At 45.1% G+C, this 11,835-nt stretch carries 12 protein-coding genes; 5 read left to right on the top strand and 7 right to left on the bottom strand.

Annotated features, from left to right (window positions below):
- Window positions 1-51: 51 nt before the first annotated feature.
- From rseP to F6K38_RS04035, 3 genes are all read right to left on the bottom strand, one after another.
- The gene (rseP, locus tag F6K38_RS04045) at window positions 52-1,143 is read right to left on the bottom strand and encodes an RIP metalloprotease RseP (protein ID WP_008178559.1); all 1,092 of its coding nucleotides are present in this window, start codon (window positions 1,141-1,143) and stop codon (window positions 52-54) included.
- A gap of 97 nt (window positions 1,144-1,240) precedes the next feature.
- Window positions 1,241-2,524 carry a serine--tRNA ligase gene (serS, locus tag F6K38_RS04040; RefSeq protein WP_287250825.1) on the bottom strand — a complete coding sequence of 428 codons (1,284 nt, stop codon included), beginning with the start codon at window positions 2,522-2,524 and terminating at the stop codon, window positions 1,241-1,243.
- A 228-nt stretch (window positions 2,525-2,752) separates the two neighbouring features.
- Entirely contained in the window at window positions 2,753-3,322 is a 570-nt protein-coding gene (locus tag F6K38_RS04035; RefSeq protein WP_008178563.1) for a DUF3611 family protein, read from the bottom strand.
- Between the two features lie 741 nt (window positions 3,323-4,063).
- On the opposite strand from F6K38_RS04035, the gene F6K38_RS04030 reads away from it, so the two are divergent.
- On the top strand, window positions 4,064-4,468 hold the full coding sequence (locus F6K38_RS04030; RefSeq protein ID WP_081431986.1) for a PadR family transcriptional regulator: 405 nt from the start codon (window positions 4,064-4,066) through the stop codon (window positions 4,466-4,468).
- A 248-nt stretch (window positions 4,469-4,716) separates the two neighbouring features.
- The gene (locus tag F6K38_RS04025) at window positions 4,717-5,265 is read left to right on the top strand and encodes a cofactor assembly of complex C subunit B (RefSeq protein WP_008178567.1); all 549 of its coding nucleotides are present in this window, start codon (window positions 4,717-4,719) and stop codon (window positions 5,263-5,265) included.
- Window positions 5,266-5,415: 150 nt separating this feature from the next.
- On the opposite strand, the gene F6K38_RS04020 is transcribed toward F6K38_RS04025, so the two are convergent.
- The gene (locus tag F6K38_RS04020; RefSeq protein WP_287296231.1) at window positions 5,416-5,733 is read right to left on the bottom strand and encodes a DUF3155 domain-containing protein; all 318 of its coding nucleotides are present in this window, start codon (window positions 5,731-5,733) and stop codon (window positions 5,416-5,418) included.
- 484 nt (window positions 5,734-6,217) lie between these two features.
- On the opposite strand from F6K38_RS04020, the gene F6K38_RS04015 reads away from it, so the two are divergent.
- The gene (locus F6K38_RS04015; protein WP_008178573.1) at window positions 6,218-7,639 is read left to right on the top strand and encodes a GAF domain-containing sensor histidine kinase; all 1,422 of its coding nucleotides are present in this window, start codon (window positions 6,218-6,220) and stop codon (window positions 7,637-7,639) included.
- A gap of 532 nt (window positions 7,640-8,171) precedes the next feature.
- On the opposite strand, the gene F6K38_RS04010 is transcribed toward F6K38_RS04015, so the two are convergent.
- Window positions 8,172-9,422: an S-layer homology domain-containing protein gene (locus tag F6K38_RS04010; protein WP_008178575.1), complete on the bottom strand. Its 1,251-nt coding sequence runs from the start codon at window positions 9,420-9,422 to the stop codon at window positions 8,172-8,174.
- A gap of 367 nt (window positions 9,423-9,789) precedes the next feature.
- The gene (locus tag F6K38_RS04005) at window positions 9,790-10,218 is read right to left on the bottom strand and encodes a tellurite resistance TerB family protein (RefSeq protein WP_008178579.1); all 429 of its coding nucleotides are present in this window, start codon (window positions 10,216-10,218) and stop codon (window positions 9,790-9,792) included.
- A 77-nt stretch (window positions 10,219-10,295) separates the two neighbouring features.
- Between F6K38_RS04005 and F6K38_RS04000 the strand changes: the two genes are divergently transcribed.
- Together F6K38_RS04000 and aat are read left to right on the top strand one after the other, a co-directional pair.
- Window positions 10,296-10,529 (top strand): hypothetical protein, encoded by a 234-nt coding sequence (locus tag F6K38_RS04000; RefSeq protein ID WP_008178581.1) that lies wholly within the window; start codon window positions 10,296-10,298, stop codon window positions 10,527-10,529.
- Between the two features lie 310 nt (window positions 10,530-10,839).
- Complete coding sequence (aat, locus tag F6K38_RS03995; protein WP_008178584.1) at window positions 10,840-11,424, top strand: leucyl/phenylalanyl-tRNA--protein transferase; 585 nt, start codon at window positions 10,840-10,842, stop codon at window positions 11,422-11,424.
- Window positions 11,425-11,436: 12 nt separating this feature from the next.
- Here the strand turns inward: aat and F6K38_RS03990 are convergent.
- A partial coding sequence (locus F6K38_RS03990; RefSeq protein WP_287250816.1) for a hypothetical protein occupies window positions 11,437-11,835 on the bottom strand: 399 nt, incomplete at its 5' end.

Below are 11,835 nucleotides of genomic sequence, written 5' to 3'. Positions count from 1 at the left end.
AACCTGCAACCTGTAACCTGTAACCTGTAACCTGTAACAACCAAACACGGGTCACTGGAATAAGTTTTGTACCCAACCCAGGTTAGCTGTATCCCGAATAATCAAGAAGACACCTAAACCCAGAAGCAGCACTAGCCCAGTTTGCATAATATTCTGCTGTACTTCCATGGGCAAGGGCTTACCTCGAAGTCCTTCAATCAGTAAGAAAGCCAGCTGACCACCATCAAGGGCTGGTAGAGGCAAGATATTAATAATCGCTAGATTGATACTAATCAGAGCTGCAAACTGTAAAAGATTGACAGCGTTGGAACGAGCAATATCGGCTCCAATCGCCACAATTGCCACTGGACCGGATACTTGTTCCGCTGTTTCGCCAAAATTACTCAGTAGCTGACCAAAGCCTTCCAGGGTTAAGACTGTAATGCGTTGATATTCTTCGGCACCACGACTGAATACCTCCAGCAAACTACCAGCACGCTTACGCACTTCCTCCCCATTGGGAGACAGTTGTACACCAATTTTTCCTTTCCCATCTATCCCTGGTTCCGGAATCACCTTCAACAGTAGCGTTTGTTTTTGACGCTGTATCCGCATTTCCAGGGGCTGGTTGGGATGATTTTGAATCGCTTTCATCAGGAAAGTAATCCCTTCCGGGTTTGCTTCCAACTCTTGACCATCTACGGCGAGAATTATGTCTCTTGGTTTAAGGCCTGCTTCTGTAGCCACTAAACTGCTTTCTGGGGCAAGTTTAGGCACTACCACACCCGCTTGGTAGTTGAATTGGGAGATGCCAACCATTCCTACCTGAGCCACAAGCAGGAAGTAAGCAAAGACTAAGTTAGCAATGACACCAGCACTAATCACAATTGCCCGGTCTAGAATCGGTCGGTTGCGGAGCAAATTGGGGTCATTGGGGGGAATCTCGCTATCGGGGTCATCATCAGGAAAACCCACAAACCCCCCTAGGGGAATCGCTCGCACTGCATACTCAGTTTCTGGACCCTGATATTTCCATAGAATTGGACCAAAGCCAAGAGAAAAGCGATTGGCATAGATTCCTTGCAGACGAGCTGCCATAAAATGACCCAGCTCGTGAACAAGAATCAAGACTGCCAAAACTGCAATCGCCGCCAAAATTGACATATAAGTGAAGAATTTATTTAATGTAATGTTAACTTCATTTTTCTATTGTATAGGCATTGCAATTAGGTTCTAGGTTCTAGGCTGATGGCTGATGGTATTACAAGACGTCTCGCCCCATATAAGGCTGTAAAGCCTCTGGGATCTTAACCGTTCCATCCGGTTGCTGATAATTTTCCAGAATGGCTGACATAGTACGCCCCACTGCCAATCCTGAGCCATTGAGAGTATGAACAAAGTGAGTGCCTTTTTTGCCGGACTCTTTGAAGCGAATCCTACCCCGCCGTGCCTGGAAATCAAAGCAATTGGAGCAACTGGAAATCTCCCGATATGTCCTTTGCGAAGGCAGCCAAACTTCTAGGTCATAGGTTGTAGCGGCTGAGAAACCTATATCCCCTGTACACAGTTCTACAGTCCGGTAGGGTAATTTCAAGGTTTCCAAGATCGCTTCAGCATTCTTAAGCAGTTTCTGATGTTCTTCGGAGGATGTACTCGGATCAACAATTTTCACTAGTTCAACTTTATTAAACTGGTGTAGTCGAATTAGACCCCGGGTATCCCTTCCATAGCTACCCGCTTCCCGACGAAAGCAGGGGGTGAAGGCACAGAGATTAATGGGAAGTTGGGATGCTTCGAGGATTTCGTCTCGGTAGAGATTCACCAATGGCACTTCTGCTGTGGGTGCTAACCACAAATCATCATCAGAACACTTGAAGCTGTCCTCGGCAAACTTGGGCAACTGACCGGTAGCGGTTAGGGATTCACTGTTGATTAGTACCGGTGGCATCACTTCGGTATAGCCAGCAGCAATTTGCTGGTCAAGCATGAAGTTGATTAGTGCTCGTTCCAAAGCAGCACCAGCCCCGATCAATGTCACAAATCGACTCTGAGCGATTTTCACCCCTCGCTCAAAGTTAAGAATGCCGAGTTTTTCGCCAATTTCCCAATGGGGGAGAATCGGAAAATCCTTGGGAATGTACTCATCACCCCAGCGATGGACTTCCACATTTTCGGCTTCACTCTTGCCAATCGGTGTGGATTCGGAGGGCAAGTTGGGGAGGGATAGCAAGAGGGTGTTCAGCTGGTCTTTTAGGTCTTTTTCTTTGGGTTCCAGTTCGCTCAACTTAGTTTTGATTTGGTTACCCTCTTCCTTGAGCGACTGAATTTCTGGGCTTTGTGGAGGACTACCCGATTTGATTTTTTGACCAATCAGCTTACCAATTTCATTACTACGAGCCTGCAACTGGGTGCGGGATGTTTCCAGCTCCCGCTGACGCTGATTCAGTTCCAGAATAGGTTGTAGGTCATATTGATTGACACTACGTCGGTCGAGTAGTTCTTGAACCTTTTGTGGATTTTCCCGAATTTGCTTTAGGTCAAGCACGAATTTTCTTTACTAAAATGACGCGATCGCATGATCGGTACTCATCTGAGCAACATCGATCTAACTTCACCAATTTGCCACAGTTTTCTTGCCAACGGCAATTAACTTCTCCTGGGAGTAGGGAGCGGTGCGACAATCAAGCAAATTTAATTACGGGTCAAGCGCACCGAGGGAGTAGGGAGTAGGGAGTCGGCTGGTGAGCTGGTGAGCTGGTGTGGGGTATGTTGGCTAGCGACTGACTCGATTAAATAGCCACAGGGAAATGGCTATGCCAACAAAATTAGCAAAAATAGTGTTGATGTTTGCCTGCACAACAAACAGGTCTATCGGTGGAACATCATTACAAGCCAACCCAACTGGACTTTGTTGCTGAGCTAGAGCTAGGGCTACAAGGCTGCCTATGACTGCAAATGAGCCAATGATGGTCAATAACATTCCTACTAAACTGACAATCAAGCCCAGCCTAATCGTTTGAAGGGTTTGAGCTTTGCTTGGTATGTCTGACCCATTGGCAGCTAGCAGCCGACTAGCGATGCCAGTGTAACGGTAGGCAAAATAAATGCCTATACCTAAAGCCACTAGTCCACAAACTACGAAAAAAAGACCGAAGCCGATTCCTTGACCCCCTTGATTGTCAGGTTGAGGGCTGGCAAGGGCAAACCCTGCAAACACTAAAATCAGCGTAGAAATAACCCCTAGGATTAACTGAGTCCAGAAGGAAATCCAACCGAATCTGCGTAGGGTTAGGGCAATTTTTTGACGAGCTGGTGGGATGGAACTGTCAGGTATCTCTCGCATGGGGGCTGTGTCCCTTGAGTAATCACTTTTGAACCGCCTACCACGCGCTCCGCAACGCGAAAAGACGTAGGGCTAATCTTGGGTTGGAAGCTAAACACCCTTGTGGTAGGTCGGGGGGGTCAGCAACCAACTTTATTGTGACAAGGATTGATCACACTCGCAATTCATCCCCAGCTAAATCGCAGATAAAGCCCTGAGGGACTTCTTGTGGGAACCGTTAATTTTCTACAAAACCTGCCTGAATGGGTCCTATGTGAGATGAGCAATATTAATGGTTCACTTTTGTGTTACACTAACCCCCACTTACTCCAACCCCCACAAAGATTGCTATATATTAATCCCTCCATGCCCCCATCCTTCCATCCCCGATCATCCTCTCTAGGTCGCATCAATGAAATTGGTGTTACTCGTCTGTCTTGTCTTCCTTCCCGATGTTCCCCTTGATAGTCGGTAGTTTTGGATAACGGTTTCGAGCAATTATTAAAGTTGATCTTTACTTTTTAGGTGTGTTAAGTCCAAAATTCATTAAACTTTCATCAAATTAGGGAGATATTTAAACCCTACGCCAGAGATTTTTAAGTTATAAAGTGTGATAGCGATGTACCTACCAAGGTGAGTCGTTTAAATAAAACTCACTGCAAAACGCGCGTGAATTTCCCAGGGTGCCTCCAACCATGATTATTTGCCAGAAAACCCTCTAATCCCATCTAGAATAACTGGGAATTCCAACTACATATGCAGATGAAATTCGAAGATATCTATAACTTTTTCCAAGATCCTCCACCCAACTATCTCAATAAAGAATTAGCCGTATGCTATGTGCTATCGGTGTTGTTGCAAGGAGAATCTTATGGAACACAACTGATCCAACAACTGGAACAAGAATACCCCACCTATCGACTTTCAGATACTGTCCTCTACAGTGCACTGAAGTTTCTTGAAGAAAAACAGGCAATTTCAGCCTACTGGCAAAAAGTAGAAGGAAGAGGACGCCCACGCCGGATGTATCAAATCTGCCCAGAGTGGCAGGAGAAAGCTATAGAACTGGCCAGTTTTTGGCATGACTATATGGCTGAGGAAACAACCGTGGGGAAATTTCAGCCAAGGACTCCCTGCCACCAGTCTGTTGTTGAGTCAGTTAGGTAGGGAAGTAGCAATTTTTTCCAGGGTGCTGTCTTTGAAAACCCTGGTGGCATCCCAGAAGTCAGGTGATGCATTGTCTTACCCAGATGTGAATTCAGGTGAATTCAGGGCGTGCTAGCTGCTAGCCATCTACCCACACCAGCATCTTACAGCCTCTAGCTAGTGGGTACCGAGGAGCTAACCTGACCAAAGTGTGTCTAAGAAATTGTAAAGTAGTAGCAAAGGATGTGTATTTTTATCGTTAATATTCAGTGAATACAACTATTCTTGCTTCTACACTTTTGCTAACCCTTTTATTGGCAGTAGGTTTGTTTTTCTTTATTCGAGCCTCTGTGAAAGACCGAATACAACAAGTCAAGTTAGCTTCCCCAGAAACAGAAGAATCGCTTCTAAATCAGTTGAAGCAATATTTTGATCAAAGAGCCTACCAGGTGGCGGCGGTGGATGCTGCCACTAATCAAGTCACGTTCCAGGGGATAGTCCGACCGAGTTGGTTTCTGGCTATCTTTTTAACCGTCTTAGCTGCCTGTGGTATAGTCTGCTTATCTCTAGTGCTCTCTATTTTGTTTCCGACTTTGACTAAGGTGTTTTTGGGGCTAGTGGCACTAGCTCCCGCTGCGGGCCTTTTTTATTGGAAAAAAGCTGAGCGACTCGAACAGGTATCTCTGAAATTAGAATCAGCGTCTACCCAAGCCCCTGGGGATCAAGCCACTGCGGAGCAATCTTTGGTTATAGTCACTGGCCATCGCGATGAACTAATACAACTTCAACAGTCTCTGAAACTAAAACCCTTGCTGTAAGCAAGCAGGGTTTGACATCCTCCCCAACTATAATCAGCGAGATCAATTTCCAGAATAGGTAAATTTACCAAGATACTTAGCCCTCCTCAAGCCAAAGAGTTTGAGGAGGGCTAAGTCAAAGCACTTTCAATAAATATTACCAGTAAGGTTTCAGCGGCTACGAGCGGCAACCCCTACCTTCTTTAAGGGAGAGTTGATTAATCGCAAACTGGGAAACAGAAAATGATTTTCTTCCACATATTGGGCACCGAAGAGCCCTTTTTCTGCCCAGAAATAACGGTCTGTGGTATGCTCGTTACGTTTGACCAGTAGTAGGGCAGGTGGAAGTATCCCTTGTGATCGAATGTATGCCCGTGCTGCTGTAACCGGTTTATACTCGCCACTTTCTAGATTGTACTGAGGTACATGCTCAAGTATCTTGCGCCCTTCTTGGCGGCGGCGACTCTTACGCTTACGTCTTCTTGCCAACCTTTTTACCTCCTCTTTTTGCTGGCAATTGTAAAGATAGTTACAAAAGCCTTGGAAATTATATCGAGTCTTTTGAGAAATATCAAGCTCTTGTCATAGAACTAAATAAACCGGCTGAAACCTTTGACAGCAATACTTTAGGGGATTTTCAGTTTCCTGATGACCTCCGGAAAATTCATACAAAAATTTAATTTATTTAATAAAAATTAAATATAATTAGAAGAAATAGCCTTAAACTCATCCGAGCATTACACTGATCAGGTGATGAGGTGATGGGGTGATCAGGTGATTGGGCAACGGATGTAACGGATATTTGCCATAGGTCTAATGACTGATGACTTATCACGCTATGACTTATCACGCTATGACTAAAGCTGACTAAAGCATAATAGTCAATTGTTTAAGGGGTTCGACATTTATAGAAGGGAAGCTGATAGTGGCTTAACTTCGAGTAGGATTAACCCAGATCACTCATCTATAGCTCATGTTCACTCGATTCAGTTCAGAATTTGTCTCCCTGTGTCGAAACCAAGTGGCTTTATTAACCCAAGGACTGGGAGCAGCTAGTGGTGCTGTATATTTAACGGAAGAATTCGTTGAGGGAAATCAGGCAAAGCTAATTCCTGTGGTAGTTTATCCGGAAACAAGTACCGTGTGGGATATGAGTGATCCTGACTGGGTTTTGCCACAGAAAATAGGTGAGATTGATCAGATTCCTCGATTATCCAGCAGCTTACCTCGGCTACTCCCTCAGGGAAATAACCAAGATCAAGATTTGGGTTCAACCTCTTTTGACTGGACAGAAAATTCCCTACAGCAGCAGCACCAAATTGTTTTACCTCTAATCCATGAAGGGATAGTGATGGGGTTATTGGTGAGTGCTCGTGATGATAGACCTTGGAATCACACAGAACAGGCAAGTGTGGAAAGCATTGCCAGAACCTTAGCGATCGCATATGTCATAGAACAGCGTCAAGGTTGGTTTGAGCAGCAGTTGACTCAGCACAGACGTCTACAGGCAAAACAACGGGATATGCTTGATGATCTGCTGCATCAATTTCGTAATCCCCTGATGGCCTTACGAACCTTTGGTAAGCTACTGCTGAAGCGACTGGTACCAGGAGATAAAAACTATCCAGTGGCTTCGAGCATTATACGAGAAAGCGATCGCTTACAGGAGTTGCTGCAACAGTTTGATGCTTGCCTGGACATGAACCAAACCGGTACAGCATCCTTAACTTTGCCTGTAGCTACGGCTGAGGCTTGCTCATCCCCAGAATCAGATGATCTTGGGGAGATTTACCCAACTAGTCACTCCGAACCACACTCCACCCCAGGGGAATTTCCCCTACTCACGGACAAAACTCTTCCGTTGCAACTGTTTGCGGTCAAGGATGTCTTAGAACCCTTGCTTATATCTGCTGACGCTATTACTCAAGAGGCTAATTTGGAGTTGCATTGCTCTATTGCCCCTGATTTACCTTTGGTGAAAGGGAATCCTAAGGCTTTACGGGAAGTCTTGAGTAATTTGATTGACAATGCTTTGAAGTACACCCCAGCTGGGGGAAAAATTGATATTCAAGTTGGTGTTGGACAATGGCTTGATCATGGTGATGCTATAGCGATCGCAATTAGTGATACTGGTCCAGGTATTGCTCCAGAAGACTTAGACCATCTGTTTGAGCGACATTATCGGGGAGTTCAAGCTAATGGTCCTATCCCTGGCACTGGTTTAGGATTAGCGATCGCAAAAGAACTCATGGCATACATGCAGGGTGATATTGAAGTCTTTAGTCCTGCCAAACTACTATCAACTGAGGAAAATGGGGAATTATCCATTAGTCATGGTCAAGATAACTCAAGGATGGGAACAACCTTTATCGTTTGGTTGACTTACGCTCAGTAGCCCTCAGTAGATAGTTGTTGTTGACCAAAAATATGGGTTTCAAGCCTGGCCTTTGGCCACGCTACTTGAGGTGCCCTTCTAGGGCGACTTTTCCAGGAATAATGTATAATATATTTAATTGTGTAGCCTAGCACAGGCAGGATTCGTCGGTACTGCCCTATTTAATAACGAGCGTTTTGCGATGCTAGTACACGAGGCGCGAAAAACCTCGCTATACCCATGGATCTTAACGGATACCGAACACCAGTAAAATACAGTTTCAAAATATTTAACGTACCGTGGGGCACACGGAAACGGGGAAATTCCCAACGCTTAGGGAGATCAGCCCACTGGGGTTAGTTAAATTAGGCTCGATATTTGGTTTTTAAACGGGTATTTGGCTTAAGTATTGCCTTTCAGGATAGCTAATTTTAAGGCGTGTCGTAGAACTAAGAATCCTCGCTCTTTTAGGGCGGGGAGTGTCAACGTTGAGAGGTTGGCTGTGATTGGTTAATCTATCATCCTCTCAACAGTTAACTGTCCACATATGTAGTTACTGACTGCTAATCACCAGGTCAGAGTCGATGGTAAGCTGTAAGTCGGTTTCTGGTTCAACCACAAATAGGTCAACGCTGCTGCTACCAAATAAACGTTTGCCGATATTTAAAGCGATGCCAGAACTAACTCCGATCAAGATTTCTTCTGTAGCGATCGCACGGTCACCGGTAACGGCAGAGATAGCAGCGGCGGCAGCGGTACCAACTGCTGCATCTTTTAGGATACTCCCTGGATTGCTACCCTTGCGAATGGTTTCAGTGGTGGTAATTTCCTCAGAGGTGGCATTAAACGATAGGGTTTCACCATTGATCAACAGCTGCTGAGCTACAAACTGAGCTCCCTCTTTTGTCGCACGCAGTTCGCCAACCACTTCACTACCAGCAGGAATCAGCAACTTGCCCTCATCAGCAGTGGTAATGTTTAAATCCACTGTCAGGGTTAGGGGAATAGTTTCCTCTTGGGCGAGCAGAATTTTATCTTTTTTGTACTTAACCGGAATAGAAGTACCTGCAGGAATTGTGAAGGCTACAGGTGCTGGATTGGGATCGATAATGTATTGGGAGCTAATCACTGGGGCTTGTTCTGTTGCCACCAGCGCTTGGTACATAAAAGCTGCAACTTCTGCACGAGTTGCATTCCGAGTCGGATTGAGAAAGGCAACGTTAGGATAATTAACCACCAAACGATTTTCTGTAGCAGCAGCGATGGGAGCACGGGCAAAGTTAGAAATTTGGCTGCCGTCGCGGTAGAAACTGACCAGTTCTGAGGTAGAACCGCTGGAAGAGAAATTCAGTCCATTAGAAAGGGCAACTAAAACTTGTTCACGGGGAATATTTTGTTCAGGTCTAAAGATATTACCAGGGTAACCACTTAGAAATCCGGTTTGGTAGGCTTCCTGAATGGCAGGATTTGCCCAGTAGTTGGAAGCAACATCCACGAAACTGTTGCCACCGCGAATCGCGGGTTTATTGAAATCTTGATTTGCTTTACGCAGCATTGCCGCAAACTGAGCGCGGGTCACTGGTGCATTTGGTCTGAAGGAGCCATCAGGAAATCCGGCAATAATACCGCGCTGGGACAATTCCCCAATAAACTCACTTGCCCAGTAGTTGGATGAAACATCGATAAAGTTAGTGCTTTGGGCAAAGGAGGGAGCAGGTGCGACTAGGGGAGCCATGGTGGTGGCGGTGAGTCCAAGGGCTAAAACAGCAGCAGTTCCTGATTGAAAATGATTTAGGTTAAGCATGGAAGGCATTCTCTTAAATTAATGTGTTCTTAATTAAATAGAACCAATCAGATGCTAGATGTTCCTAGGTTCAATAAAATTGTTTTTTTTGCTCAAAATAAGCATAAAAAACCAGATTACGCCTGTTTAATAACAATCATTTCGGCACAATCTGAGTAATTTGACGCTAGTAACATTCCATGAGTTGCCAACCACTTGCCAGATCAAAAATTGTCACATTAGCCCAAGGGGGTGGGGTGACCAGTTGACCCCGTGTGGAGTGTAGTAGGAGAGTGCTCAGGGTGACCCTAGAGCTAGAGTTGCTGGGTAAGTCCTGAAGTTTTGAAGACTTACCCAGCACTTAGCCACTGATCTACTGACGCAGTAATCAATCAGTAAATTGCTTATTAATCCACCGGCGGTAAATTTTTTGAATTGCTTTGAGTACTTTTTGACTACTCGACTGCTGAGATGGACTGCTGGGGTCGAGTAACTGCAAGCGATTCAGAAGTTTCGCTTCTTCTGTGTCTACCAGCCCATCACTATAAATTAAAGCACTGAGGGCTTCAATCAAGCGCTGATAGTCTTCTGGACTAGGGCGATCGCCTAAATACTCTTCCACCCAACTGTAGCATTCATCTGCTGACACAGCTTTGAGTTCATACAGTAACGGTTTAATCTCTGGGTCGTCAGCAACTCCATATTCCTTGGCGACTTTATACAGATATTCCCGTTCCTCTGCCTGAACTTTACCGTCTATCCAGGCGGCACCGATTAAAATTTTGAGCAACTGTTTGACATTAGAATTTGTAACCATGACTTTATCTCTCCAGTAGGGGGGAACCGAACCAATACAGCACTTGTTGCCGGGAGCAGGTCAAATTTGCAGAACAAATGAACTATATAGGGAACAGGGAGCAGGGAGCTGAGGCCGTAGGCCACGCTACGCGAACGGAGTTGGGAGCTGAGGCCGTAGGCCACGCTACGCGAACGGAGTTGGGAGCTGAGGCCGTAGGCCACGCTACGCGAACGGAGTTGGGAATATGGCATCAAAAATTCTCACAATTCCTAAACGGTACCCTATACTATCAGAGCAACCTAAAACACATTAGGGAGCTATGGCTTTAGTACAAATGTTCTGCATAAGTGACATGCTCCCCTTGTTGCCAATCAACCTTGAATCATCAACAGCTTGCCACGATTAGGGGAAAAGGGAAAGTGGAAAGGGAATAGGGGGAAGAGTGGGAAGATTGGGCAGACGGGGGAGAACTTTGTCAAAAAACCGGGTTTGTTAAAACTAACTTAGTTACACCCCTTTATCTAGGTAATAAACCTCATTTCTTTAAAGCCAATTTTTTTTTCACAGAAGTTTCAACCGGTAGTATGTTACGTTTAGTTCTACTTAACTAATTTAGTTCTTACTTACACAGTTCTGTTAATGGAAATCGATATTGATTACTTAATTCAAGGGTATGCTCAAGGCTATTTCCTAATGGCAGATGATACTGGTAATTTAGGCTGGTACTCAAGCCGCAAACGTGCTATAATTCCTCTCGATGATCGGTTTCGCTATCCTAAATCTCTGCGTCGTGTCCTAAATCAGGAACGGTTTAGTGTCAGCATTAACCGAGACTTTTTAGGGGTAATGACTGGTTGTGCTGACCGTGAAACTACTTGGATTTCTCCAGAACTAAAGGAAATTTATTGGCAATTTTATAAGGCTGGATGGGCCTACAGCTTTGAAACTTGGCAGGGAAATCAGCTAGCAGGAGGAATTTTGGGCATTGTAATTGGTGGAGCGTTCATTGGTGAATCGATGTTTTATCGGATTCCGGAGGGCTCGAAGGTAGCGATGGTTAAGCTAGTAGAACGGTTGCGTCATCGAAACTTTTTGCTGTTTGATGCTCAGATGATGAATTCTCATCTAGAACGGTTTGGTGCCTGTACGGTAAATGAGCAAGAGTATAGTCTGCTATTACAGCAGGCAATAGCACAAACCTGTTCCTTTGATGAACCGATCTAACTCAGCTAGGGCTTACTTGCTCCAAATAGCCAAACCTCCTCCCCGACCTCTAGCAGCAATGCAACGGTTTTCCACTAAAAAGTAGGTGAAGAATGCTTGTTCTTTTAAGGGTTGCTCATAGAACCTAGTTTCCCGGTCTTGTCCACCTTTAATGTAACCTTGATAAAGTGTTAGACCAGATAACGATATCCTGATTTGACTAAAGTCGAAAGCTAAGATATTGGTCTTAGGATAAAACTTCGTAGGACCGGTGAGAACTATTTGAAGCGGTCCAAGTTGAACAGCATTTTGAACCGTGCCTTGGTCTTGAGAAGACTCTGATGGGGAGTAGGATAGGTAAATTTTGATCCACTTTGGCAGAAATCGTCCGCTACCCAAGATCACCCCTGCTCGTTGGCGCGATCGCTTTGT

Source organism: Moorena sp. SIO3B2 (assembly GCF_010692525.1).
In the GTDB taxonomy this organism is placed as follows: domain Bacteria; phylum Cyanobacteriota; class Cyanobacteriia; order Cyanobacteriales; family Coleofasciculaceae; genus Moorena; species Moorena producens.
Note: the sequence above shows the minus strand (reverse complement) of the source record. Positions and strands in the feature narration are given on the sequence as shown.